The organism is Frateuria defendens, from assembly GCF_001182895.1.
Classification (GTDB): Bacteria; Pseudomonadota; Gammaproteobacteria; order Xanthomonadales; family Rhodanobacteraceae; genus Frateuria_B; species Frateuria_B defendens.
In genome coordinates, this window is record NZ_LFQR01000030.1 from 77,317 (window position 1) to 100,145 (window position 22,829).

General features: G+C 68.2%; 21 protein-coding genes and 8 tRNA genes. 23 read left to right on the forward strand and 6 right to left on the reverse strand.

From position 1 onward, the window contains the following. Positions 1-140: 140 nt before the first annotated feature. The 4 genes from surE to ACH65_RS04870 are packed head-to-tail and all read left to right on the forward strand — an operon-like array spanning position 141 to position 3,333. Positions 141-920 carry a 5'/3'-nucleotidase SurE gene (gene surE, locus ACH65_RS04855; RefSeq protein ID WP_049621460.1) on the forward strand — a complete coding sequence of 260 codons (780 nt, stop codon included), beginning with the start codon at positions 141-143 and terminating at the stop codon, positions 918-920. Between the two features lie 3 nt (positions 921-923). Next, positions 924-1,604 carry a protein-L-isoaspartate(D-aspartate) O-methyltransferase gene (locus ACH65_RS04860; RefSeq protein ID WP_049621461.1) on the forward strand — a complete coding sequence of 227 codons (681 nt, stop codon included), beginning with the start codon at positions 924-926 and terminating at the stop codon, positions 1,602-1,604. A 31-nt stretch (positions 1,605-1,635) separates the two neighbouring features. Continuing rightward, positions 1,636-2,241 (forward strand): YqaA family protein, encoded by a 606-nt coding sequence (locus ACH65_RS04865; RefSeq protein ID WP_049621462.1) that lies wholly within the window; start codon positions 1,636-1,638, stop codon positions 2,239-2,241. A 48-nt stretch (positions 2,242-2,289) separates the two neighbouring features. Beyond that, entirely contained in the window at positions 2,290-3,333 is a 1,044-nt protein-coding gene (locus ACH65_RS04870; protein ID WP_049621463.1) for a peptidoglycan DD-metalloendopeptidase family protein, read from the forward strand. 96 nt (positions 3,334-3,429) lie between these two features. Here the strand turns inward: ACH65_RS04870 and ACH65_RS04875 are convergent, their stop codons facing one another. Then, complete coding sequence (locus tag ACH65_RS04875; protein WP_049621464.1) at positions 3,430-3,807, reverse strand: Mth938-like domain-containing protein; 378 nt, start codon at positions 3,805-3,807, stop codon at positions 3,430-3,432. Between the two features lie 7 nt (positions 3,808-3,814). Beyond that, positions 3,815-4,111: a ribosome assembly RNA-binding protein YhbY gene (gene yhbY, locus ACH65_RS04880; RefSeq protein WP_049621465.1), complete on the reverse strand. Its 297-nt coding sequence runs from the start codon at positions 4,109-4,111 to the stop codon at positions 3,815-3,817. A gap of 78 nt (positions 4,112-4,189) precedes the next feature. Here yhbY and rlmE point away from each other — a divergent pair, with 78 nt between their 5' ends. The 16 genes from rlmE to ACH65_RS04960 all read left to right on the forward strand — a co-directional run bounded on the left by rlmE (position 4,190) and on the right by ACH65_RS04960 (position 16,849). Beyond that, entirely contained in the window at positions 4,190-4,843 is a 654-nt protein-coding gene (gene rlmE, locus ACH65_RS04885; RefSeq protein WP_049621493.1) for a 23S rRNA (uridine(2552)-2'-O)-methyltransferase RlmE, read from the forward strand. Beyond that, positions 4,836-6,782: an ATP-dependent zinc metalloprotease FtsH gene (gene ftsH, locus ACH65_RS04890; RefSeq protein WP_202594146.1), complete on the forward strand. Its 1,947-nt coding sequence runs from the start codon at positions 4,836-4,838 to the stop codon at positions 6,780-6,782. The genes rlmE and ftsH overlap by 8 nt, the downstream gene beginning before the upstream one ends. Positions 6,783-7,032: 250 nt before the next feature. Further along, positions 7,033-7,109: transfer RNA gene (locus ACH65_RS04895), tRNA-Arg, on the forward strand. A 159-nt stretch (positions 7,110-7,268) separates the two neighbouring features. Continuing rightward, positions 7,269-7,345: transfer RNA gene (locus ACH65_RS04900), tRNA-Pro, on the forward strand. A gap of 22 nt (positions 7,346-7,367) precedes the next feature. Then, a tRNA-Arg gene (locus ACH65_RS04905) sits at positions 7,368-7,444 on the forward strand. Between the two features lie 15 nt (positions 7,445-7,459). Further along, positions 7,460-7,536: transfer RNA gene (locus tag ACH65_RS04910), tRNA-His, on the forward strand. Positions 7,537-7,552: 16 nt separating this feature from the next. Further along, positions 7,553-7,628: transfer RNA gene (locus ACH65_RS04915), tRNA-Lys, on the forward strand. Positions 7,629-7,823: 195 nt separating this feature from the next. After that, positions 7,824-7,908: transfer RNA gene (locus tag ACH65_RS04920), tRNA-Leu, on the forward strand. Between the two features lie 65 nt (positions 7,909-7,973). Then, entirely contained in the window at positions 7,974-9,266 is a 1,293-nt protein-coding gene (tig, locus tag ACH65_RS04925; protein ID WP_049621466.1) for a trigger factor, read from the forward strand. 91 nt (positions 9,267-9,357) lie between these two features. Then, positions 9,358-9,987 carry an ATP-dependent Clp endopeptidase proteolytic subunit ClpP gene (gene clpP / locus ACH65_RS04930; protein WP_049621467.1) on the forward strand — a complete coding sequence of 210 codons (630 nt, stop codon included), beginning with the start codon at positions 9,358-9,360 and terminating at the stop codon, positions 9,985-9,987. Between the two features lie 106 nt (positions 9,988-10,093). Further along, entirely contained in the window at positions 10,094-11,389 is a 1,296-nt protein-coding gene (gene clpX, locus ACH65_RS04935; RefSeq protein WP_049621468.1) for an ATP-dependent Clp protease ATP-binding subunit ClpX, read from the forward strand. 170 nt (positions 11,390-11,559) lie between these two features. Further along, positions 11,560-14,058 carry an endopeptidase La gene (gene lon / locus ACH65_RS04940; protein WP_049621469.1) on the forward strand — a complete coding sequence of 833 codons (2,499 nt, stop codon included), beginning with the start codon at positions 11,560-11,562 and terminating at the stop codon, positions 14,056-14,058. A 347-nt stretch (positions 14,059-14,405) separates the two neighbouring features. Then, on the forward strand, positions 14,406-14,678 hold the full coding sequence (locus ACH65_RS04945; RefSeq protein WP_049621470.1) for an HU family DNA-binding protein: 273 nt from the start codon (positions 14,406-14,408) through the stop codon (positions 14,676-14,678). 20 nt (positions 14,679-14,698) lie between these two features. Then, a tRNA-Val gene (locus tag ACH65_RS04950) sits at positions 14,699-14,773 on the forward strand. A gap of 9 nt (positions 14,774-14,782) precedes the next feature. Then, positions 14,783-14,859, forward strand: a tRNA-Asp gene (locus tag ACH65_RS04955). 85 nt (positions 14,860-14,944) lie between these two features. Next, entirely contained in the window at positions 14,945-16,849 is a 1,905-nt protein-coding gene (locus ACH65_RS04960; protein WP_049621471.1) for a SurA N-terminal domain-containing protein, read from the forward strand. A gap of 74 nt (positions 16,850-16,923) precedes the next feature. On the opposite strand, the gene ACH65_RS04965 is transcribed toward ACH65_RS04960, so the two are convergent. The 3 genes from ACH65_RS04965 to gloB all read right to left on the reverse strand — a co-directional run bounded on the left by ACH65_RS04965 (position 16,924) and on the right by gloB (position 19,836). Further along, a complete protein-coding gene (locus tag ACH65_RS04965) occupies positions 16,924-17,706 on the reverse strand; it encodes an enoyl-ACP reductase FabI (RefSeq protein WP_049621472.1) in 783 nt (260 codons plus the stop codon). Between the two features lie 109 nt (positions 17,707-17,815). Then, positions 17,816-19,078: a transglycosylase SLT domain-containing protein gene (locus ACH65_RS04970; protein WP_237561445.1), complete on the reverse strand. Its 1,263-nt coding sequence runs from the start codon at positions 19,076-19,078 to the stop codon at positions 17,816-17,818. Then, positions 19,075-19,836 carry a hydroxyacylglutathione hydrolase gene (gene gloB, locus ACH65_RS04975; protein ID WP_049621473.1) on the reverse strand — a complete coding sequence of 254 codons (762 nt, stop codon included), beginning with the start codon at positions 19,834-19,836 and terminating at the stop codon, positions 19,075-19,077. Before gloB ends, ACH65_RS04970 begins: the two co-directional genes overlap by 4 nt. 220 nt (positions 19,837-20,056) lie before the next feature. On the opposite strand from gloB, the gene ACH65_RS04980 reads away from it, so the two are divergent. Genes ACH65_RS04980 through dnaQ form a run of 3 tightly spaced genes read left to right on the forward strand, consistent with a single transcriptional unit; the run spans position 20,057 to position 21,936 of the window. Continuing rightward, complete coding sequence (locus ACH65_RS04980; protein ID WP_049621474.1) at positions 20,057-20,740, forward strand: class I SAM-dependent methyltransferase; 684 nt, start codon at positions 20,057-20,059, stop codon at positions 20,738-20,740. A 30-nt stretch (positions 20,741-20,770) separates the two neighbouring features. Beyond that, complete coding sequence (rnhA, locus tag ACH65_RS04985) at positions 20,771-21,214, forward strand: ribonuclease HI (RefSeq protein ID WP_049621475.1); 444 nt, start codon at positions 20,771-20,773, stop codon at positions 21,212-21,214. After that, entirely contained in the window at positions 21,211-21,936 is a 726-nt protein-coding gene (gene dnaQ / locus ACH65_RS04990) for a DNA polymerase III subunit epsilon (RefSeq protein ID WP_049621476.1), read from the forward strand. Before rnhA ends, dnaQ begins: the two co-directional genes overlap by 4 nt. On the opposite strand, the gene ACH65_RS04995 is transcribed toward dnaQ, so the two are convergent. After that, positions 21,929-22,630, reverse strand: coding sequence for a PP2C family protein-serine/threonine phosphatase (locus tag ACH65_RS04995; protein WP_049621477.1), 702 nt, complete (start codon positions 22,628-22,630; stop codon positions 21,929-21,931). The genes dnaQ and ACH65_RS04995 overlap by 8 nt on opposite strands. Positions 22,631-22,829 lie beyond the last annotated feature (199 nt).

A 22,829-nucleotide genomic window follows, 5' to 3' on the forward strand; every position in this document is an offset into this window, starting at 1 on the left:
TAGCAACGATGGCGCGCGGCCACGCCGGTGCGGTTTGTGGACGCCGCCGTGTGAAACCGCCCGTCTGGTTGGGTAGACTTCGGGGTCTCCGGCACGCGATTTCCTTGGGGCGTGCCGCCATGGGTTCTGAACGGATCACGATGCGAGTCCTGGTTAGCAATGACGACGGCGTGGATGCACCCGGCATCCGCGTATTGGCCGAACGGCTCGGCGCGGTCGGCGAAGTGACGGTGGTGGCGCCCGACCGCGACCGCTCCGGCGCCAGCAATTCCCTCACCCTCGACGCGCCGATCCGCGTGCACCGGATGGACAACGGCTACTACCGCGTAGCCGGCACGCCCACCGACTGCGTGCACCTGGCGCTGGCCGGCCTGCTCGAGCACGAGCCGGACATCGTGGTCTCCGGCATCAACAACTCCGCCAACCTCGGCGACGACGTGATCTACTCGGGCACCGTCTCGGCGGCGATGGAAGGGCGCTTCCTGGGCCTGCCGGCGATCGCCGTGTCGCTGGTCAGCCGCGACCACGACGGCGTGCACTACGACTCCGCCGCCCAGGCCGTGCTGCGGCTGATGCAGCGCCTGCTGGTCGACCCGCTGCCCGCCGACACCATCCTCAACGTCAACGTGCCGGACCGGCCGTGGAGCGAGATCCGCGGCTTCGAGGTCACCCGGCTGGGCAAGCGCCACCGCTCCGCGCCGTGCATCGCGCAGCGCGATCCGCGCGGCCGTCCGATCTGGTGGATCGGCCCGGCCGGCGGCGTCGAGGACGACGGCCCCGGCACCGATTTCAACGCGGTGCAGCGCGGCTACGTGTCGATCACCCCGATCCACGTCGATCTCACCCGCTACCAGGCGCTGGAGAAGGTCAGCGGCTGGGTGCAGGCGATGGCCGACGGACAGAGCGACAAGGCGGCCTGAGCGATGAACGTGCATCCGCTGCCGCCGTCGGCGTTCAAGGGCGAGGGGCTGACCTCGCAGCGCGCGCGCGACCGCCTGGCTAGGCTGCTCAAGGAGGCCGGCATCCGCAACCCGGACGTGGTCGAGGCGATCCGCACCATTCCGCGCCACCACTTCATCGACCAGGCGCTGCACTCGCGCGCCTACGAGAACACCGCGCTGCCGATCGGCCACGGCCAGACCATCTCCCAGCCGTGGGTGGTGGCGCGCATGACCGAGGCGCTGCTCGAATTCGGCATGCCGCAGAAGGTGCTGGAGATCGGCACCGGCTCGGGCTACCAGGCGGTGGTGCTGGCCACCCTGGTGCCGCAGGTCTACACCGTCGAGCGGATCGAGGAGCTGCTGCGCCAGGCGCGCCGGCGCTTCCGCCAGCTCGGCCTGGCCAACATCCGCTCGCGCCACGACGACGGCAAGCTGGGCTGGGCCGACGAGGGCCCGTTCGACGCCATCATCCTGACCGCCGCGGGCGACGCCATTCCCACGCCTATCCTCGACCAGCTCACGCCCACCGGCGTGCTGGTGGCGCCGGTCGGCTCGCCCAGCAGCCAGACCCTGGTGCGCCTGCGCGGCGACGGGGAGGGCGACTTCATCCAGGAAGAACTCGGTGCGGTGAGCTTCGTGCCGCTGCTCGGCGGCATCGGCTGATGCCGCGCATCCCCCGTCAAGGAAGCGCCTGATGCGTCTGTTCGGAAAGCTCTACGAGCGCGCCCTCGGCTGGGCGCGCCATCCCAGGGCGGTGCCTTACCTGGCGGGGCTGAGCTTCGTCGAGGCCTTCATCTTCCCGGTGATGCCCGAGGTGATGCTGGCGCCGATGATGCTGGCGCGGCCGCAGAAGGCGTTCTCCTATGCCAACTGGAGCCTGCTGTTTTCGCTGCTCGGCTCGCTGGTTGGCTACGCGCTGGGCCACTGGGCCTACGAGGGCGTGCGGCCGCTGCTCGGCCCGCACATGCAGGCGACCATCGGCACCTGGGTGGGCAACCTGCGCAACGACATGAACCAGCACTGGGTCGCCATGCTGGGCGCGCTGATGCTGGCCGCGCTGCAGCCGGTGATCCCGATGAAGTTCGTGACCTGGGCTGCCGGCATCGTCGGCGTGCCGGTGGTGCCGTTCCTCGCCTGCATGGCGGTGGGACGCGGCAAGCGCGTGTGGCTGCTGGCCCTGCTGGTGCGCCTGTTCGGCGAGAAGGCCCAGCGTATCCTGCACCGGCACGTCGACCGCATCGGCTGGGCGGCGCTGGCCGTGCTGGCGCTGTTGCTGGCCTGGTGGCTCTGGTCGCGCTAGGCGCCGTGCACGAAGCGCCGTCCGTAATAACGTCGGGAGTGTCTGGGTATGCTGGCGAACATGAAGGAACTGTTCCGGTGGCTGGCCGTCTGTGCGGGGGTGCTGGTGCTGGCCGCCTGCGGCACCACGCGCAGTGCGGTGGTGGTCGAGCCGGCGTCGGGGCACGGCGGCGGCAGCGTGCGTCCGGATCATGCGCGTGGGCATGTCGCGCCGGGCGGCAGCTACACCGTGGTGCACGGCGACACGCTGTATTCGATCGCCTTCCGCAACGGCGTCGATTTCCGCGACCTGGCGCAATGGAACGGCATCGCGGTGCCCTACACGATCTGGCCGGGCCAGACGCTGCGCCTGTCGCCGCCCGCTAGCGGGGCGAAGCCGGCGGCGCGCGTCGTCGCCGCGACGCCTTCGCCGCATGCGGCGCCCGGCGCGACCACGGTGGCGCGTTCCTCCTCCACCGCCGGCGCGGCGCCGGTGTTCGAGCCGGCACCGACGCCCGCTCCCGCGGCGCCCGCCACCGCGCCTGTGGCTGCGGCTTCTGCGAGCCACGCGACGCCGGCGGCGCCTTCGCCGGTGTCATCGCCGGCGCATGGCGGCAGTGCCGCCATGCCGTCCGTCGCGGCCACCACCGTGGTGCCGGTGGCGGGCGAGACCGCCGCCAAGCCGCCGGCTCCGGCGCCCGTGCCGCCCGCCGCGGTGCCGAGCGGCGCGACGCGCGCGGCCGGCGGCGTGGCCTGGCGCTGGCCGGCCGACGGCAAGCTGATCAAGGGCTACCAGAGCGGCGACGCCATCCCCGGCATCGAGCTGACCGGCAAGTCGGGCGACCCGGTGCGCGCCGCCGCCGACGGCGTGGTGGTGTACAGCGGCAACGGCCTGGTCGGCTACGGCGAGCTCATCATCATCAAGCACAACGACAGCTTCCTCTCGGCCTACGGCCACAACCGCCAGCGGCTGGTGAAGGAAGGCCAGCGCGTGAGCGCCGGCCAGCAGATCGCCGCCATGGGCGATACCGGCGCGGCGCGGGTCGAGCTGCAGTTCCAGATCCGCCGCGATGGCAATCCGGTCAATCCGCTGGATTACCTGCCGGCGCGGTGACGCGCGCGCCGCGCCGGTGGGCGAGGCGCGCAGCAACATGCCGGATTCGCCGGAGCATGCGGCCCTCGCCCAGGCCCGGCGAGGCCGCCGCGCGGCTCAGTCGGCGGGCAGGATGAAGGCCGCCACCACCCGGCGCCCCTCGCCGGCGAGCAGGCCGTAGGTGCGGGCCGCGGCGGCGTTGTCCATCACCTCGATGCCCACGCCGCGGCGCAGGAAGCCGGCCAGGAAGGCGGCGGCGGGAAACTGCTGCCGCGCGCCGGTGCCGAGCAGCACCAGTTCCGGCTGCAGGGCGAGGATGTCCTCGACGTGGGGCGCGTCCAGCGCCTGGGCGCTGGTCACCGGCCAGTCTTCGATCACCCGGTCCGGCGCCAGCAGGAAGCTGCGGGCCAGCTCGCGGTCCACCACCGTGATGCGGCGCTCGTCCACGCGGCGCACGAACAGGTAGTCGCCGGGGCGGTCGAGCGTGAGATCCATGGCGGCCTCAGCGGGGCAGGGCGAGCTTGGGCTCGTCCTCGTTGCGGCGGAACAACACCACGATGTGGCCGATCTGCTGCACGCTCTCGGCGCCGGTGCCGTCGGCCAGGGTGGCGATCTGCGCCTCGCGTTCCTCCTTGTCACCGCCGGAAAGCTTCACTTTCACCAGTTCGTGGTGGGACAGCGCCAGGTCCAGCTCCTTCACCACCGCTTCCGTGGCGCCCTTGGCACCGAGCAGGATGACCGGGTTGAGGTCATGGGCGAGGCTGCGCAGGTAGCGGCGCTGCGAGGGCGAGAGAGGCATGCGTTCAGTCCGGGATTCGCGATGGCTGGGACGCAAAGGTTATCATGCACCTATCTTCAGCCTGCCTTGTGGTCGACCATGTCTCGCAGCAAAAGCAGTTCCCGTTGGCTGCGGGAGCACTTCGATGACGTCTATGTGAAGAAGGCGCAGGCCGAAGGGCTGCGTTCGCGGGCGGTGTTCAAGCTCGAGGAGCTGATCGAGCGCGATCGCCTGCTCAAGCCCGGCATGCGCGTGGTCGACCTCGGTGCCGCTCCGGGCGGCTGGTCGCAGCTGGTGCGCCAGCGGCTGGGCGAGCGCGGTACCGTGGTGGCGCTGGACATCCTGCCGATGCAGGGCATCGCGGGGGTGGATTTCCTGCAGGGCGACTTCCGCGAAGAGAGCGTGCTGCAAGAGTTGGAGCGCCGTCTCGACGGCCAACTGGTCGATCTTGTGCTGTCGGACATGGCCCCCAATATGAGTGGTGTGGCGCTTTCCGACCAGATCCGGGCGATGGACCTGGCCGAGTTGGCGCTCGATTTTTCCCGGCAGTGGCTCAAGCCGGGCGGCGCTTTCCTGATCAAGCTGTTCCAGGGCGCCGGCTTCGACGATTACCTGCGTAGCTTGCGCGCCGAGTTTTCGCGCGTAACTATGCGTAAACCCAAGGCCTCCCGCGCGCGTTCGCGGGAGGTGTACGCACTCGCCACGGGCCGCAGGGCCGCGGCGGGTCAACCGGCGAGAACCGTGCATGAATGAAATGGCGAAAAACCTGTTGCTCTGGCTGATCATCGCGGTGGTGTTGCTCACCGTGTTCCAGAGCTTCAATCCGCACGGGGGCTCGTCCGACCTGCCGTACAGCAGCTTCGTGCAGAGCGTGGACAACGGCAACGTCGCCAGCGTGAACATCGCCGCCGACAACCCCGCCACCATCACCGGCAAGCTCAAGGACGGCAGCAGCTTCCGCACCGTGGCGCCCGTGCTCGGCTTCTCCACCAACGACGTGGTCAAGCAGATGCAGACCAAGGGCGTGGTGGTGAGCCAGGAGCCGCCCAACAATTTCTCCCTGCTCAACCTCTTGATCAGCTGGCTGCCGATCATCCTGATGGTGGGCGTGTTCATCTGGTTCATGCGGCAGATGCAGGCCGGTGCCGGCGGGCGCGGGGCGATGAGCTTCGGCCGCTCACGCGCCAAGCTGCAGGGCGAGGACCAGATCAAGGTCAACTTCACCGACGTGGCCGGTTGCGACGAGGCCAAGGAAGAGGTCGGCGAACTGGTCGAGTTCCTGCGCGACCCGGGCAAGTTCCAGCGCCTGGGCGGCAAGATCCCCCGCGGCGTGCTGATGGTCGGCCCGCCCGGCACCGGCAAGACGCTGCTCGCCAAGGCGATCGCCGGCGAGGCCAAGGTGCCGTTCTTCGCGATCTCCGGCTCCGATTTCGTGGAGATGTTCGTGGGCGTCGGCGCCAGCCGCGTGCGCGACATGTTCGAACAGGCCAAGAAGCACGCGCCGTGCATCATCTTCATCGATGAGATCGACGCGGTGGGCCGCCACCGCGGCGCCGGCCTCGGCGGCGGCCACGACGAGCGCGAGCAGACGCTCAACCAGTTGCTGGTGGAGATGGACGGCTTCGAGGGCAGCGAGGGCATCATCGTGATCGCCGCCACCAACCGCCCCGACGTGCTGGATCCGGCGCTGCTGCGCCCGGGCCGCTTCGATCGCCAGGTGGTGGTGGGCCTGCCGGACGTGAAGGGCCGCGAGCAGATCCTCAAGGTGCACCTGCGCAAGGTGCCGGTGGCCAGCGACGTCAACCCGATGGTGATCGCGCGCGGCACGCCCGGCTTCTCCGGCGCGGACCTCGCCAACCTGGTCAACGAGGCGGCGCTGTTCGCCGCGCGCGAGAACGCGCGCGAGGTGCGCATGAGCCACCTCGACAAGGCGCGCGACAAGATCCTGATGGGCACCGAGCGCCGCTCGATGGCGATGAGCGAGGACGAGAAGAAGCTCACCGCCTACCACGAGGCCGGCCATGCCATCGTCGGCCGCCTGGTGCCCGAGCACGACCCGGTCTACAAGGTCACCATCATCCCGCGCGGCCGCGCGCTGGGCGTCACCATGTACCTGCCGGAAGGCGACAAGTACAGCATCAACCGCGTGGCGATCGAGTCGCAGCTGTGCTCGCTGTACGGCGGGCGCGTGGCCGAGGAGCTGATCTTCGGCGCCGACAAGGTCACCACGGGCGCCTCCAACGACATCGAGCGGGCCACCAAGATGGCGCGCAACATGGCGACCAAGTGGGGGCTGTCCGACGAACTCGGCCCGGTCACCTACGGCGAGGACGAGGACGAGGTGTTCCTCGGTCGTTCGGTCACGCAGCACAAGAACGTGTCCAACGAGACGGCGCGCAAGATCGACGAGGTGGTGCGCAACATTCTCGACCGCGCCTATGGACGCACGCGGCAGCTGCTCACCGACAACATCGACAAGCTGCACGTGATGGCCGACGCGCTGCTGCAGTACGAGACCATCGACGCGCAGCAGATCGACGACATCATGGCCGGCCGCGTGCCGGGGCCGCCGGCGGACTGGTCGAAGAACGCCTCCGGCGGCACGGTGCCGCCGCCTCCGCCGCCGCGCGGCGATGCGGGCTCGGCCAAGGTCGGCGACCCTGCCGTGCAGAACCGCTACAGCGGCTCGTAAGGCGGTTTCCGCATCATGGAAGAGGGCGGCCGCGGCCGCCCTTTTTCGTTGGCGTGCCGGTGGTCTCGTTTGTGTTTGGACGTCCAAATGCAGGGGCGTGAGCGATGCGCTTCAGGCACGCGGCGATGTCATCGCGAAAAAAAATTCACAAAAAGTGTTGACGCGCGTGCCCCATATCTGAATAATTCCGCTTCTCGCTTCGGCGCCTTCCACTTCGGTGGTTCGGCGGCAAGGCAAGTCGGTTTACCACGCGCCCGTAGCTCAGTTGGATAGAGTACCAGGCTACGAACTTGGTGGTCGGGAGTTCGAATCTCTCCGGGCGCGCCATTTACTGACGAGATGCGGTGCTTGCATCGCGACTCATCCGCAAGCGGTTTTCCTCTTGCGGAGCCGGACGGAAAGAAGTTCGGTGCGCTTCGACAAGGATTGACTGGACGAGGTGCCACCCGTAGCATTTCGAAGCTTCGGCAAGTAGGAATTGCTATACGGGGTATAGCTCAGTCTGGTAGAGCGCCAGCTTTGGGAGCTGGATGTCGGGGGTTCGAATCCCTCTGCCCCGACCAGCAGGCACTATGCTTGACTCAAGCGCCTGTAGCTCAACCGGATAGAGCATCGGCCTTCTAAGCCGACGGTTGCAGGTTCGATTCCTGTCGGGCGCGCCAAATACCGGTTTTATGGTGGGCGTAGCTCAGCTGGTTAGAGTACCGGATTGTGATTCCGGATGTCGTGGGTTCGAGTCCCATCGTCCACCCCATATCGAAAAGTTAGTAGGGCCGTTAGCTCAGCTGGTAGAGCAGTTGACTCTTAATCAATTGGTCGTAGGTTCGAATCCTACACGGCCCACCACTTCAAGGGATCCGCAGCGCGGGTCCCTTTTTCTTTGCTTTGCCGCGTCGCCGCGCCGCGCTTGTGCATGGCGCGGCGCCAACCGTAAAATGGCTCGCTTGGGCGTAAGGGAATCATCCACTTAGACGGTGACCCCGGACGGACCTGCAGCGCCTGCGCGCGGCGGATCCGGAGCAGGGGGCTTGCGCCGGCGATGCGAAAGTGGCGGAACTGGTAGACGCACCAGATTTAGGTTCTGGCGGGTAACTCCGTGAGGGTTCGAGTCCCTCCTTTCGCACCATGTACGGGTACATCCATGGCCGGCTCCGCGAGCGGGCCTGTTACGAGAATGATTCAGGAGATCTCATGCAGTTTTCGGTTGAGAACGTCGGCAAGCTCGAGCGCAAGCTCACGGTGAAGTTCCCGGCGGAGCGGCTGGAGTCGCAGGTGAGCGCGCGGATCGCCGAGATGGCGCGCACGGTCCGCCTGAAGGGCTTCCGTCCGGGCAAGGTGCCGACCACGGTGATCCAGCAGCGCTTTGGCGCGCAGGTGCGCGGCGAGGCGCTGTCCGACCTGATCGGCAACACCCTGCGCGAGGCGTTCGAGCAGGAGAAGCTGCGCCCGGTCGCCAACCCGGCGATCGACACCACCGGCCAGCCGGAGAACGGCGAGATCTCCTACACCGCCACCTTCGAGGTGATGCCGGAGCTGCCGGAGGTCGACGTCGCCGCGCTGGAAATCGAGCGTCCGGTGGCGGAGGTCACCGACGCCGACATCGAGAAGATGATCGAGACCCTGCGCCAGCAGCGCCGCAGCTTCGACCCGGTGGAGCGCGCCTCGGCCGAGGGCGATTTCGTGATGTTCGAGTACGCCGCCCAGGTCGGCGACTACCGCTTCCCGGCCGAGGGCCTGGAGCGCGCTGGCAGCGTGCTCGGCTCGGGCACCCTGTTCAAGGCGCTGGACGAGGTCCTGAGTGGCCGCAAGGCGGGCGAGGAGTTCGAGGCCGAGATCGCCTTCCCGGAAGACTTCCGCAACGACCAGCTGGCCGGCAAGACCGCCCAGTGCCGCTTCACGATCGTGAAGGTGCAGGAGCCGAAGCTGCCGGAGATCGATGCCGACTTCGCCAAGCTGTTCGGCATCGCCGACGGCGACCTGGAGGCCTTCCGGAAGGAGGTTCGCGCCAACCTCGAGCGCGAGCTGAAGGCCGCCCTGCTGGCCCGCCTGAAGTCGGAAGTGGCCGAGAAGCTCGCCGAGGCCCATGCGGGCGTCGAGGTGCCGAACCTGATGGTGCAGTCCGAAGCCCAGAACCTCGCCGCCGGCAGCGTGCCGCGCGGCCAGCAGCCGCCGCCGCAGCTGATCGAGGCGGCGCAGCCCGTGGCCCGCAAGCGGGTGATCGCCGGCCTGCTGATGGGCGAGATCGCCCGCAAGCAGGAGCTCACGCTGGATCGCAAGCGCCTCGCCGAGCAGCTGGCGGCGATCGCCTCGACCTATGAGGAGCCGGAGAAGGTCATTGAACTTTACAACGGCGATCCCCAATTGATGTCCGGGCTGCAGAATCGCGTGATGGAAGACCAGGTCGCGGAATGGGTGGCGGAACATGCCAAGACCACCGTGCACAACCTGGGCTTCGACGAGGTGATGCGCCCGGTCGGCGCCTGAGCGGACATCCATCCGCCACCGTACTGACCAGCCTGGCCCGACCGCTGCGGTCGGGCCGCCCAATCAGGCCCATTCACCGGAGAGCCGCAACATGGCCATGGACCCGATCCAGAACCTCAACCTGGTGCCCATCGTCGTCGAGCAGACCGCCCGCGGCGAGCGCTCCTACGACATCTACTCGCGCCTGCTGAAGGAGCGGGTGATCTTTCTGGTCGGCGAAGTGAACGATCAGGTGGCCAATCTGCTGGTGGCGCAGATGCTGTTCCTCGAGTCCGAGAACCCGGACAAGGACATCCATCTGTACATCAACAGCCCGGGCGGCGCCGTCACGGCCGGCCTGGCGATCTACGACACCATGCAGTTCATCAAGCCGGACGTCAGTACCATGTGCGTCGGCCAGGCCTGCAGCGCGGCGTCGCTGCTGCTGATGGCGGGCGCCAAGGGCAAGCGCTACTCGCTGCCCAATTCGCGCGTGATGATCCACCAGCCCTCGGGCGGCGCCCGCGGCCAGGCCACCGACATCGAGATCCAGGCGCAGGAAATCCTGTACCTGCGCCGTCGCCTGAACGACATCTACGTGGAGCACACCGGGCAGCCGCTGGACCGGATCGAGCGGGACATGGAGCGCGACCGTTTCATGAGCGCCGAAACCGCCCGCGAGTACGGCCTGATCGACTCGGTGCTCGACCGTCGCCTGGGCGAGACGGTCAAATCGGCCTGATTCCGGCGCCGATCCAACCGGCCAGAATGAGGACTCCGCCTCTGGATGCAGGGGTGGAGCCCTGTGCTATTCTGGCTTCGCAACTGATTTACAGCAGGGTTACAGCATGAGCGACGAGCGGCAGGGCCGTTCCAACGACGGCGGCAAGATCCTCTACTGCTCCTTCTGCGGCAAGAGCCAGCATGAAGTGCGCAAGCTGATCGCGGGCCCCTCCGTATTCATCTGCGATGAATGCGTGGAGCTTTGCAACGACATCATCCGCGAGGAGCTTGAAGAGAAGGCCGCCTCCGGCCGCAGCCAGCTGCCCAAGCCCAAGGAAATCATGGAGACGCTCGATCAGTACGTGATCGGGCAGACCCGGGCCAAGAAGGCGCTGGCGGTGGCGGTGTACAACCACTACAAGCGCATGGAGTCGCGCCAGAAGAGCGAGGAGGTGGAGCTTGGCAAGTCCAACATCCTCCTGATCGGCCCGACCGGCTCGGGCAAGACGCTGCTGGCCGAGACGCTGGCGCGCCTGCTCAACGTGCCGTTCACCATCGCCGACGCCACCACGCTCACCGAGGCGGGCTACGTGGGCGAGGATGTGGAAAACATCATCCAGAAGCTGCTGCAGAAGTGCGACTACGACGTCGACAAGGCGCAGTCCGGCATCGTCTACATCGACGAGATCGACAAGATCTCGCGCAAGAGCGAAAACCCGTCGATCACCCGCGACGTGTCCGGCGAAGGCGTGCAGCAGGCACTGCTCAAGCTGATCGAGGGCACGCTGGCCTCGGTGCCGCCGCAGGGCGGGCGCAAGCATCCGCAGCAGGAATTCCTGCAGGTGGACACCAAGAACATCCTGTTCATCTGCGGCGGCGCGTTCGCGGGGCTGGAGAAGGTGATCCAGCAGCGTTCCGAGACCACCGGCATCGGCTTCTCGGCCGAGGTGCGCAGCAAGGAGCGCACCGAGAACCTGGGCAAGGTGCTGGCCGACGTGGAGCCGGCCGACCTGGTGCGCTACGGCCTGATCCCGGAGTTCGTCGGGCGCCTGCCGGTGGTGGCCACGCTGGATGAACTGGACGAGGCGGCCCTGGTGAAGATCCTCACCGAGCCGAAGAACGCCATCACCAAGCAGTTCCGCAAGCTGTTCGAGATGGAAGGCGTGGAGCTGGAGTTCCGCCCGGAGGCCCTGCAGGCGGTGGCCCGCAAGGCGCTCAAGCGCAAGACCGGCGCGCGCGGCCTGCGCACCATCCTGGAGCAGGTGCTGCTCGAGACCATGTACGAGCTGCCGTCACTGGAGCACGTGAGCAAGGTGGTGGTGGACGACGCCGTCATCGAAGGCCAGGCCGAGCCCTACCTGATCTACCGCGGCAATTTGCAGCAGCCGCGGGCGGCGGGCGAGGGTGGCGACGCGGCCTGACCCCCGGCAAGCCTTATGCCGCATGAACGGCCCCGGCCTTGCCGGGGCCGTTCGTTTTTGCGCGTCCCGGCCGGCCTTGAGCGGCCGGGAAGCCGCCTCCACTTGACGTACCAGGGCCTCCGGCGCAGTGTCGGAGGCGAGCCCGATCCATCATTCGAGGAACCCCATCGATGGCAAAGAGCGCCACATCGTCCGTAACCACGGGAGCCGCCCTCGACAGCCTGCCGGTACTGCCGCTGCGCGACGTGGTGGTCTATCCGCACATGGTGATCCCGCTGTTCGTGGGCCGCGACAAGTCCATGCGCGCGCTTGAGCGCGCCATGGAAGGCGAGCGCCAGATCTTGCTGGTGGCGCAGCAGAGCCCGGACATCGACGACCCGGCGATCAAGGACCTGCACCAGGTCGGCACGCTGGCCGGCGTGCTGCAACTGCTCAAGCTCCCGGACGGCACCGTGAAGGTGCTGGTCGAGGGCCAATCGCGCGTCGCCATCGACGAGTACCACGACGACGCCGGCATGCTCACCGCCCGCTCGCACGTCATCGAGCCGGTGTACAGCACCAAGGAGCGCGAACTGGACGTGATCTCGCGCACCCTGGTGTCGCTGTTCGAGCAACTGGTCAAGCAGAGCCGCAAGCTGCCGCCCGAGGTGCTGGCCACCCTGTCTGGCATCGACGACCCCTCGCGCCTGGCCGATTCGATCGCCGCGCACCTCACCGTGCGCCTGGCCGACAAGCAGAAGGTGCTGGAGACCGCCGACGTCGGCCAGCGGCTGGAGCTCCTGATCGGCCTGGTCGACGGCGAGATCGACCTGCAGCAGGTCGAGAAGCGCATCCGCGGCCGCGTGAAGTCGCAGATGGAGAAGAGCCAGCGCGAGTACTACCTCAACGAGCAGATGAAGGCGATCCAGCGCGAGCTGGGCGAGGGTGAGGAAGGCCCCAACGAGCTCGAAGAATTGCAGCGCAAGGTCGAATCCGCCGGCATGCCCAAGGTGGTGCTGGCCAAGGCCAAGCAGGAGCTCGGCAAGCTCAAGCAGATGTCGCCGATGTCGGCCGAGGCCACGGTGGTGCGCAACTACCTCGACTGGCTGGTCGGCGTGCCGTGGAAGAAGCGCAGCAAGGTGCGCAAGGACCTCGCTCTGGCCCAGGAGGTGCTCGATGCGGACCACTTCGGCCTTGAGAAGGTCAAGGAGCGCATTCTCGAATACCTCGCGGTGCAGCAGCGCGTTTCCACCATGAAGGGCCCGATCCTGTGCCTGGTCGGCCCGCCCGGCGTGGGCAAGACCTCGCTCGGCCAGTCGATCGCCAAGTCGACCAACCGCAAGTTCATCCGCATGAGCCTGGGCGGAGTGCGCGACGAGGCCGAGATCCGCGGCCATCGCCGCACCTACATCGGCTCGATGCCCGGCCGCATCGTGCAGAACCTCAACAAGGTGGGTAGCAAGAACCCGCTGTTCGTGCTGGACGAGATCGACAAGATGTCGATGGACTTTCGCGGCGATCCGTCCTCGGCGCTGCTGGAAGTGCTCGACCCCGAGCAGAACCACGCCTTCAACGACCATTACCTCGAGGTGGACCTGGATCTGTCGGAGGTGATGTGGGTGGCCACCGCCAACTCGCTCAACATCCCTGGCCCGCTGCTGGACCGCATGGAGGTGATCCGCATCCCCGGCTACACCGAGGACGAGAAGCTGGCGATCGCGCAGAAGTACCTGTTGCCCAAGCAGATCAAGGCCAATGGCCTGAAGCCCGAAGAGCTGAGCGTGAGAGAGGATGCGCTGCGCGACATCGTGCGCTACTACACGCGCGAGTCCGGGGTGCGCAACCTGGAGCGCGAGGTGTCCAAGATCTGCCGCAAGGTGGTCAAGGAGATCACCCTGGGCGAGGTGAAGAAGGCCAAGCCCGGCGCCAAGGCTTCGGCCGTAAAGACGGCCAAAAAGGCGAGCGGGCGGATCAAGGTGGATTCGTCGAACCTGGAGAAGTACCTGGGCGTGCGCCGCTTCGACTTCGGCCGCAAGGAGCAGCAGAACGAGATCGGTCTGGTCACCGGCCTGGCCTGGACCTCGGTCGGTGGCGACCTGCTCAGCATCGAGGCCTCGATCGTCCCGGGCAAGGGCCGGCTGGTGCATACCGGCCAGCTCGGCGACGTGATGAAGGAGTCGATCCAGGCCGCGATGTCGGTGGTGCGCGCGCGCGTGGACCGGCTGGGCATCGATCCGGAGTTCCACCAGAAGCTCGACGTGCACATCCACGTGCCCGAGGGCGCCACGCCCAAGGATGGTCCGAGCGCGGGCATCGCCATGTGCACGGCGCTGGTTTCCGCGCTCACCAAGATTCCGGTGCGCTCGGAGGTGGCGATGACTGGCGAGATCACGCTGCGCGGCCGCGTGCTGCCGATCGGTGGCCTCAAGGAGAAGCTGCTGGCTGCGCATCGCGGCGGCATCACCACGGTGATCATTCCGGAAGAGAACAAGAAGGATCTCGCTGACATTCCGGATAACGTCACCGCCTCGCTGGATATCCATCCGGTGCGCTGGATCGACGAGGTGCTCGACATCGCGCTGGAAAGCCCGCTGCGCCCGGCCAGCGCCGAGCATGGCGATGGCGAGGAGATCGCCAAGGTGGAGAGCCCCGCGGAGGAAACCGCGGAGACGCGTTCGCGGGCGCACTGACGAAGCGCTCTCGCGTCCTCGATCGAGGCCGCCCGGCGATGCGTCGGGCGGCTTTTGTTTTGCATGCGCGCAAGCGCGTTTTTGCGACGCGCGTTTAAAGGCAATCGAGCGATTTTGCAAGGGGCGGCAGTCATTCGTGAATCGGCCGAAACCCTTGGTATTGCTTGTATTGCGCTGTCTGACAGGGCGCTGGTATAAAGGCCGCACCGCAGTCCCGGCGCAGCGTCCAGGCGCAGCGATGCGGGGTTGCGAGGCGGCGCCTTCCAGGAGCCAAGTTACAGTGGCGGCGTCGTCTCGTCCCAGACTGACTACGCGGGCCGCAAAAAACCGTATAAGGGAGTGTCTCAATGAATAAAACCGATCTGATCAATGCCATCGCCGAGAAGGCTGAGCTCACCAAGGCCGACGCGGGCCGCGCGCTCGAGGCTTTCTTCGAGGTCGTGCAGAAGTCGCTGAAGAAGGGCGACGACGTCTCGGTGGTCGGCTTCGGTACCTTCACCGTGCGCAAGCGCGCGGCGCGTACCGGTCGCAACCCGCGCACCAACGAGACGATCAAGATCAAGGCTTCGAAGGTCCCGGCGTTCAAGGCTGGCAAGTCGCTCAAGGATGCCCTAAACTGAGCGGCTCACCGCTTGGTTTCGGGTGCTTAGCTCAGCGGTAGAGCGTCGCCCTTACAAGGCGAGGGTCGTAGGTTCGATCCCTACAGCACCCACCAGAAAAACGCGGAGCGGTAGTTCAGCCGGTTAGAATGCTGGCCTGTCACGCCGGAGGTCGCGGGTTCGAGTCCCGTCCGCTCCGCCATTAGTCAGCAAGGGCGCCCGCGTGGCGCCCTTGTCATTTATGCTTCGCGCATCCGTTGCGCCACAACAGATTTCGGGAAGGGTTCATGCTGCAGGCATTGCGTAACAAGCTCCACGGATGGCCGTCCATCGTCGTCCTCGGCATCTGCGTCTTTGCCGTCGCATTCTTCGGCATCGAGTCGTATTTCATGTCGCAGGCCGATACCTACGTGGCGAAGGTCGGCAAGCATGAGATCTCCCAGCAGCAGCTCCAGGAGCGGCTGAACCGCCTGCGCCAGGACGACAGCGCGCGGCTCGGCGACAGCTTCGACGCCAGCATCTACGAGCAGCCGGCGATGAAGCAGCGCGTGCTCGACGCGATGATCGACCAGCAGCTGCTCACCAAGGCCAATGACGACCTCGGCATGAGGGTGCCGGACCAGGCGGTGCGCGACATGATCGCCAACATCCCGGCGTTCCAGGTCAACGGCCAGTTCGATGCGGGCACGTACCGCTCGGCGCTCGCCAGCGCGGGGCAGACGCCGGCTTCGTTCGAGAGCGACGTGCGCTCGTCGCTGGCCATCCAGATGCTGCCGAACGCGATCGCCGCCGGCACCGTGATCACCGAGGCGGACATGGACCGCTTCCTCAACCTGCGCCTGCAGCGCCGCGACCTGCGCTACTTCACGCTGCCGCGTCCGGCGCTCACTGACAGCAAGGTCGCCGACGCGGACATCGACGCCTACTACAAGGCGCACCAGGCCGACTTCATGAATCCCGAGCAGGTCACGGTGAACTACCTCGAGGTCGATGGCAGCGCGCTCAAGCCGCCCGCGCCGCCGACCGAGGACGAACTGCGCAAGCGCTACGCCGAGGAGAAGCAGCGCTTCGTGCAGCCCGAGCAGCGCCTGGTCTCGCATATCCTGATCAACGTACCCAAGAACGCCACGCCGGCACAGCAGAAGGCGGCGCTGGCCAAGGCCGAGCAGGTCGCCGGCGAGGCCAGGCCGGACAACTTCGCCAAGCTCGCCGCGCAGGATTCGGACGACCTCGGCTCCAAGCGCCAGGGCGGCGACCTGGGCTGGCTGGAGAAGGGCGTCACCAACGCGGCCTTCGACGAGGCGCTGTTCGGCCTGCAGAAGGGCCAGGTCTCCAAGCCGGTGCTGTCGGACGAGGGCTACCACATCCTGTGGCTGCGCGACGTGCGCAGCGGCGACGTGAAGCCGTTCGAGGAAGTGCGCGGCCAACTGGGGCAGGAGCTGGCGAATACGGCCCGCGATCGCCAGTACAACGAGCTGGCCGGCAAGCTGGCCGACAAGACCTACCAGAACCCCTCGTCGCTGGAGCCCGCGGCGCAGGCCCTCGGCCTGACCATCAAGGACGCCGGCCCGTTCGCGCGCCAGGGTGGCAGCGGAATCGCCGCCAATCCCAAGGTGATCGCCGCGGCGTTCTCCGACGACGTGCTGGCCCAGGGCAACAACTCCGGCCTGTTGGAAATCGGCCCCGGCCACGCGGTGGTGATCCATATCGACCAGCACACCCCGGCGGCGCCGCGCGCGCTGGCGCAGGTGCGCGATGCGATCCGCCAGCGCGTTCTCGACGAGCGCGTGGAAGCTGTGGCGAAGAAGCAGGCGGGCGACCTGCTGCAGCGCCTGCGCAAGGGCGAGGACATGACGGCGGTCGCCGCCTCCGTCGGCGGCGGCGTGCAGAGCGTGCACGAGGCGCTGCGCGTGCAGGACGGCGTGCCGGAGCCAGTGCGCAATGCACTGTTCCTGCTGCCGCACCCGGAGCAGGGCAAGTCGCAGTTCGACAGCGTGGCGATGCTGGGCGGCTCCTATGCGCTGCTCGCCGTGGACAAGGTGCAGGACGCCGACCTGTCCAAGATCAGCAAGGAACAGCGCGATGCGCTGCGCCAGAGCATGCTCAAGGCCTACGGCGGCATCGCCACCGAGGGCTACATCCAGGCGCTGCGCAAGCGCACCGAGATCACGGTGGCGCGCGATCGCATGTAAGCGCGTTGGTTGCGTAGAGAACGATGAAGGAAGGGCGGCCGCCAGGCCGCCCTTTTTCGTCGTGCCGCAACGACTCAGAGGCCGCTCATGCCGAGGATGTGGTAGCCGGCATCCACATAGGTGATGCCGCCGGTGATGCCGGAAGCGAGGTCCGAGCAGAGGAAGGCGCCGACGTTGCCGACTTCATCGATGCCGACGCTGCGGCGCAGCGGCGCGTTCGCTTCCACGTGGTCGAGCATCCTGCGGAAGTCGGCGATGCCGGCTGCGGCCAGGGTCTTGATCGGGCCGGCCGAGATCGCGTTGACGCGGGTGCCTTCCGGGCCGAGGTTGAGGGCGAGGTAGCGCACGTTCGCCTCCAGGCTGGCCTTGGCCGGCCCCATCACGTTGTAGTGGGCGAGCGCACGCTCGGCGCCGAGATAGGTGAGCGTGAGGATGGCGCCGCCGCGCCCTGCCATCATCGGCCGCGCGGCCTTGGCCAGCGCCGCGAGGCTGTAGCTGGAGACGTCGTGCGCGATGGCGAAGCTCTCGCGGGTGAGATGGTCCAGGTACTGGCCTTGCAGCGCCTCGCGCGGCGCGAAGCCGACCGAGTGCACGAGGATGTCGAAGCCGTCCCAGTGCGTGCCCAGCTCCCGGAACAGGTGCTCGATCTGCACGTCGTCGGCCACGTCGCAGGGGAGCGCGATGCTGGAGCCGAATTCGTTGGCGGCCTCGTCGACGCGATCCTTCAGCCGCTCGTTCTGGTAGGTGAAGGCGAGCTGCGCGCCTTCGCGGTGCATCGCGCTGGCGATGCCCCAGGCGATCGAGCGCTGGCTGGCGATGCCGACGATCAAGGCGCGCTTGCCGTGCAGGAATCCCATGGCTTCCCTCCCAGCGTCCGGCGCCCGAACGAGGGGCGCACAGCGGGAGTCTAGCAGGGCGCCGTCGGCGCGAATCGCAGCGCGCAGGCTGCGCGCTGCGCGGCGGTCCTCAGTTGGCGTTCGCCACGCGCAGCATCTGGCCGGGCAGGATGCGCGTGTTCTTGAGGTGGTTCCAGCGCTGCAGCTCGGTCACGCCGATGGCGTAGTAGTGCGCGATCTGCCACAGGCTCTCGCCGTGGCGGACGACGTGCGTGCGCAGCCGGTGGTGCGGACGCTTGGCGGAGGCGATGGCCGGCGTGTTTTCCTCGGTCTGCTGTCTGGGCGGCTGCGCCTCGCTGTCGAGTACGGGCAGGCGCGGGGGATTGTCGAGGCTGACGAGCTGCGTGCCGGCATTGCCGTCGATCTGCTGGCGCATGGCCCGGCTGAACTGCTCGAGGTGACGCTTGGGCAGCAGCACCCGCTCGTCGCGGCGCAGGCTGGCGGTGATGCGGTGGTGGCCCGGGTTGAGCTCGTGCAGCGCATCGGGCGCGATGCCCGCCTGCCGCGCGATCTGCGCGAGCGAAGCCGGGTTGTCGAGCGGCATGGCCGTGAGTTCACGTTCGTTCGAGAGCCTGGGCAGGTTGACGCCGAAGCGCTCCGGCTCGCGGATCACGCAGGAGAGCGCGAGCAGTTTGGTCAAGTGCTCGCGCGTGTGGCGCTGCACCGGCAGGCGGGGAACCACCGGCTGCCGGGGCGGCTGGCCGTGCTTGGCGATCAGCCGGCGCAGGGCGAACTCGCCGGAGTTGTAGGCATAGTCGGCGAGCCGCCAGTCGCCGAACTGGTCGTTGTAGCGGCTCAGCATCTTCATCACCGCGTCAGTGGCGTCGGCCGTGTCGAGCCGGCCGTCGTACTCGCGGTCGACCTTAAGGCCCATGGCCTTGGCCGTGCGCGGGACGATCTGCCACATGCCGGCGGCATGGCTGTGGCGGCTGGAGACCGGCCGGAAGTCGCTCTCCACCCAGGGCAGCAGGCTGAACTCGCCGGGCACGCCGTGGGCGGCGGCGGCGCGCTGCACGTAGTCCAGCTGCGGCAGCACGCGATCCATCTGCTGTTCGAACTGCTGCGGGTCGCGGGTGTAGCGATGGGCCCAGGCCAGCACCGCCGGATCCGCCTCGCAGCCCTGCATGGCGAAGCTGCCCCGCATGCGGCCCCACAGGTCGTCGCCGACCTCGGGGCTGCTGACCGAGACGATCGGCGGCGGCGCGTCGATGGGTTGGGCGGGCGGTTCGACCTTGGGCTTCTGCGGCGCCGGCACCGGCGCGGTCGCGCAGGCGACCAGCAGGACCGAGAGGGCGGAAGGCACGGGGCGCAGCAGGCGGGCGGTCTTCTTCATGATCGGAATTGATCCTTGGCGGCGCGGACGGCGGCGAAGCGGGCGACCCGGTCATCGGCGCCCTGGCGGCGCGCCCATGCGGTCACGGCTTCGCTGTCCGTGCGGAGGAAAGGATTGCAGTCCAGCTCGCTGGACAGCGGTACCGGCAGGCTCGGTGCGTTCCTGGCACGCAGTTCGGCCACGCGCTGCAGGCGCTCCTGCAGCGCGCGGTTGTCCGGTTCGACGGTGAGGGCGAAGCGCCCGTTGGCGGCGGTGTATTCGTGGCCGCAGCAGACCAGCGTATCGCCGGGCAGGGCGGCCAGGCGGTCGAGCGAGGCGAGCATCTGCGCCGGCGTGCCTTCGAACAGCCGTCCGCAGCCGAGGCTGAACAAGGTGTCGCCGCTGAGCAGCACGCCCTCGCCGACGTAGGCGATGTGGCTCAGCGTGTGGCCGGGCACCGCGAGCACCTCGAACTGCGCCCTCGGCGCGTCCAGGCGGACGCGCTCGCCGTCGACGACGGGGTGCGTGGCGATGGCGATGCGCTCGTCGTGCGGCGCGTAGACCGGCACGCCGTGGCGAGCGCGCAGGGCCGCGGCGCCGCCGATGTGGTCGGCGTGATGATGGGTGAGCAGGATCGCCCGCAGGGCGAGTCCGCGGGCGGCCAGTGCGCGTTCGACCGGCTCGGCCTCGCCGGGGTCGACCACGATGGCGTGGCCCCCATCGTCGTGCAGCAGCCAGATGTAATTGTCGGCTAGCGCCGGTACCGGTACGACGTGCAAGGAGCGCTCCGCAGCGTTTTCGTATCGACTGACGCAGGCATCCATGCGTGCGCGAATTGTCCGACTATAGGGGGAGGGGGTGGCGAGTTCGTTAGATGGTCGTTAATAGCGGTGCGGCATTCAGACCGCGTGCGGGCGTTCACGGCCACGGCGTGACCGACGTGGCGCCCATAGCGATTACACTGCCACCTTAGGTTCCTTAAGGACGATTCGGCGCGACATGCTCAAGCGCGACCACGACATCTACGCCAGCCAGCCCATGCGGAGGCTGCTGGCGGACGAGACCGCCGCGTTGACGCCGGAGTTGCGCCGCAGCGCCGGTACCTGGGCCCTGCAGGTCTCCGCCGCCAGCGTGGACCCGACGCCGAGCCTGCCTACCTTGCGCGGCTGGGTGAACCTGCACGTGGGGGCGACGCGCTACGGCGGTGACCTGGCCGCGCGCCTGGACGAGCCGCTGCCGTTCCTGCCCGACACCTTCGACCTGATCCTGCTGCGCCACGTGCTGGAAGTCGTGCCGGCGCCGCAGCGGGTGCTCGAGGAAGCGGCGCGGGTGCTGGCGCCCGGCGGCCTTCTGGTGCTGACCGGCATGCACCCCCTGAGCGGCTGGTTGCCGTGGTGGCTGTGGCGCAGCCGTTCGCGCCGTCCGACCCTGCGTGCGCCGTTGCTGCTGGAGAGCTGGCTGCGCGGGGCCGATCTTTCGATCGAGCGCGTGCAGCGCGTCGGCCGCGGCTGGCCCGGCGCGGCAAGGCCCGGCTTTGCCGCGTCCTCGCTCGGCGGCGCCTACCTCCTACTGGCGCGCAAGCGCCAGCTCGCGAGGCCGCTCATCCGTATCCGGCCCAGGGCCGTGCCCGACCCGGTCGGCGCCGGGCTCGCGCCGGGCGCGCGGCGCAGCGCCGCGGCCTGAGCCGATGGATTTTTTTCTGCAAGAGCAATCATGACTGAAGTCGAAGCGTTTACCGATGGGGCTTGCCTGGGCAATCCCGGCCCCGGCGGCTGGGCCGCCCTGTTGCGATCCAAGGGTGTCGAGCGAATGCTGGCCGGCGGCGAGCCGGCGACCACCAACAACCGCATGGAGCTGATGGCGGCGATCGGCGCGCTGGAAGCGCTCAAGCGCCCCTGCCGCGTGTCGCTGGTGACCGATTCGCGCTACGTGATGCAGGGCATCGAGGAATGGGTGCCCAAGTGGCGCGCCAACGGCTGGCGCACCGCCGACAAGAAGCCGGTGAAGAACCAGGACCTGTGGCAGCGCCTCGCCGCCGCGGTCGACCCGCATGTGGTGCGCTGGCAATGGGTGCGCGGCCACAATGGCCACCCGGAGAACGAGCGCGTCGACCAGGCCGCGCGCGCGCAGGCCGAACAGTACAGGAGCAAGGCGTGAGGCAGATCGTCCTAGATACCGAGACCACCGGCCTGGAAGTGCGCCAGGGCCATCGCCTGATCGAAATCGCCTGCGTCGAGATGATCGAGCGCCGTCCTTCCGGGCGGCACTACCAGACTTACTTGAACCCCGACCGCGCGATCGACGAGGGTGCCAAGCAGGTCACCGGCATCGAGGACGAGTTCCTGCTCGACAAGCCGCGCTTCGCCGACGTGGTGGAGGAGTTCCTCGCTTTCATCGACGGCGCCGAGCTGATCATCCACAACGCGAGCTTCGACGTGGGCTTCCTCGACGCCGAGCTGGGCCGCGTCGATGCCGGCCGCATCGCCGACCGCTGCAGCGTGCTCGACACCCTGGCCATGGCGCGCGAGCGCTATCCCGGCCAGCGCAACAACCTGGACGCGCTGTGCAAGCGCCTGGGCGTGGACAACTCCGCCCGCGACCTGCACGGCGGCCTGATCGACGCCCAGCTGCTGGCCGAGGTGTACCTGGCCATGACCTCCGGCCAGGTCGCGCTGGACCTCGGCTTCGAGGGCGCGGCGGAAGAGCGGGCCACGGCGGTGGTGATGCCGGCGGTGCTGACGCGCCGCCCGCGTGTGCTGCGGGCCAGCGAGGCGGAAACGGCGGCGCACGAGGCGCGGCTGGATGCGCTGGACAAGTCCGCGGCGGGCGGCAGCCTGTGGCGGCGGACGGAAGAGGAGCCGGCCGCCGCGGTCAGCTGAAGCGGGCGAGCACCGCCGTCACGTTGTCGTCGGCGCCGTGGTCCAGCGCGCCCAGCAGGAGGTGGTCGACGCATTCCTGCGCGGCCAGTTCCCTGCGGGCGACGATGCCGCCGATGGCGGCGTCGTCCAGCGGGCCGGTGAGGCCGTCGCTGCACAGCAGGAAGGTCATGCCGGGCTGGCAGCTGCCGCGCGCCATGCCGATGTGCAGCGCTTCGGGCTGCGTGATGCCCAGCGCCTGCGTCAGCACGTTGCGCCGGGGATGGTGCGAGGCCAGGGCGGGGTCGAGCTGGCCCGACTGCACCAGCGACTGCACCAGCGAATGGTCGTGGCTGACCTGGCGCAGCTCGCGGTGCCAGAGATACACGCGGCTGTCGCCCACCCAGGCGACCTCGTAACGGTTGCCCTGCACGTGCAGCGCGGCGATCGTGGTGCCCATCGGCAGGGCGTCGTCGCCCTGGCGGGAGTGGGCGATCAGGCGCTCGTCGGCGCGGCGCACGGCCTCGACCAGGCCGTGGCCACGGGCCACCAGTTCCACCAGCGTGTCGCGCGCCAGCGCCGAGGCCAGCTCGCCGTGCTCGTGGCCGCCCATGCCGTCGGCGACCAGGAACAGGCCGAGCGAGGCGTCGGCGTAATAGGTGTCCTCGTTGCGCTGGCGGCGCAGGCCGACGTGCGTACCGTGTCCGAATTCGATCATGACGCGCTTGCAGTGGTGGGCCGGGTCAGCATGATGGATGAGGCGGGGTTGCGCAAAGTGAATGCCGGCGACCGGCCCTTACGTACGGCGTGCCGCAGGAAGGCTGGCCGGACGAGGTCAGGCGCGATGTGCCGGCCTGCACATCCATGCCGGCGGACTGGTGCACGGGTTTCCACCTAAACAAAACGCCCCCGAGGGG

What these genes read in the sequence shown, in the direction of transcription:
- surE (WP_049621460.1), top strand. Translation starts at nt 141, where the DNA reads ATGCGAGTCCTGGTTAGCAATGACGACGGCGTGGATGCACCCGGCATC.
- ftsH (WP_202594146.1), top strand. Translation starts at nt 4,836, where the DNA reads ATGAATGAAATGGCGAAAAACCTGTTGCTCTGGCTGATCATCGCGGTG.
- ACH65_RS04865 (WP_049621462.1), top strand. Translation starts at nt 1,636, where the DNA reads ATGCGTCTGTTCGGAAAGCTCTACGAGCGCGCCCTCGGCTGGGCGCGC.
- rlmE (WP_049621493.1), top strand. Translation starts at nt 4,190, where the DNA reads ATGTCTCGCAGCAAAAGCAGTTCCCGTTGGCTGCGGGAGCACTTCGAT.
- ACH65_RS04860 (WP_049621461.1), top strand. Translation starts at nt 924, where the DNA reads ATGAACGTGCATCCGCTGCCGCCGTCGGCGTTCAAGGGCGAGGGGCTG.
- ACH65_RS04945 (WP_049621470.1), top strand. Translation starts at nt 14,406, where the DNA reads ATGAATAAAACCGATCTGATCAATGCCATCGCCGAGAAGGCTGAGCTC.
- clpX (WP_049621468.1), top strand. Translation starts at nt 10,094, where the DNA reads ATGAGCGACGAGCGGCAGGGCCGTTCCAACGACGGCGGCAAGATCCTC.
- lon (WP_049621469.1), top strand. Translation starts at nt 11,560, where the DNA reads ATGGCAAAGAGCGCCACATCGTCCGTAACCACGGGAGCCGCCCTCGAC.
- ACH65_RS04960 (WP_049621471.1), top strand. Translation starts at nt 14,945, where the DNA reads ATGCTGCAGGCATTGCGTAACAAGCTCCACGGATGGCCGTCCATCGTC.
- clpP (WP_049621467.1), top strand. Translation starts at nt 9,358, where the DNA reads ATGGCCATGGACCCGATCCAGAACCTCAACCTGGTGCCCATCGTCGTC.
- ACH65_RS04970 (WP_237561445.1), bottom strand. Translation starts at nt 19,078, where the DNA reads ATGAAGAAGACCGCCCGCCTGCTGCGCCCCGTGCCTTCCGCCCTCTCG.
- ACH65_RS04875 (WP_049621464.1), bottom strand. Translation starts at nt 3,807, where the DNA reads ATGGATCTCACGCTCGACCGCCCCGGCGACTACCTGTTCGTGCGCCGC.
- rnhA (WP_049621475.1), top strand. Translation starts at nt 20,771, where the DNA reads ATGACTGAAGTCGAAGCGTTTACCGATGGGGCTTGCCTGGGCAATCCC.
- ACH65_RS04995 (WP_049621477.1), bottom strand. Translation starts at nt 22,630, where the DNA reads ATGATCGAATTCGGACACGGTACGCACGTCGGCCTGCGCCGCCAGCGC.
- yhbY (WP_049621465.1), bottom strand. Translation starts at nt 4,111, where the DNA reads ATGCCTCTCTCGCCCTCGCAGCGCCGCTACCTGCGCAGCCTCGCCCAT.
- tig (WP_049621466.1), top strand. Translation starts at nt 7,974, where the DNA reads ATGCAGTTTTCGGTTGAGAACGTCGGCAAGCTCGAGCGCAAGCTCACG.
- ACH65_RS04980 (WP_049621474.1), top strand. Translation starts at nt 20,057, where the DNA reads ATGCTCAAGCGCGACCACGACATCTACGCCAGCCAGCCCATGCGGAGG.
- ACH65_RS04965 (WP_049621472.1), bottom strand. Translation starts at nt 17,706, where the DNA reads ATGGGATTCCTGCACGGCAAGCGCGCCTTGATCGTCGGCATCGCCAGC.
- ACH65_RS04870 (WP_049621463.1), top strand. Translation starts at nt 2,290, where the DNA reads ATGCTGGCGAACATGAAGGAACTGTTCCGGTGGCTGGCCGTCTGTGCG.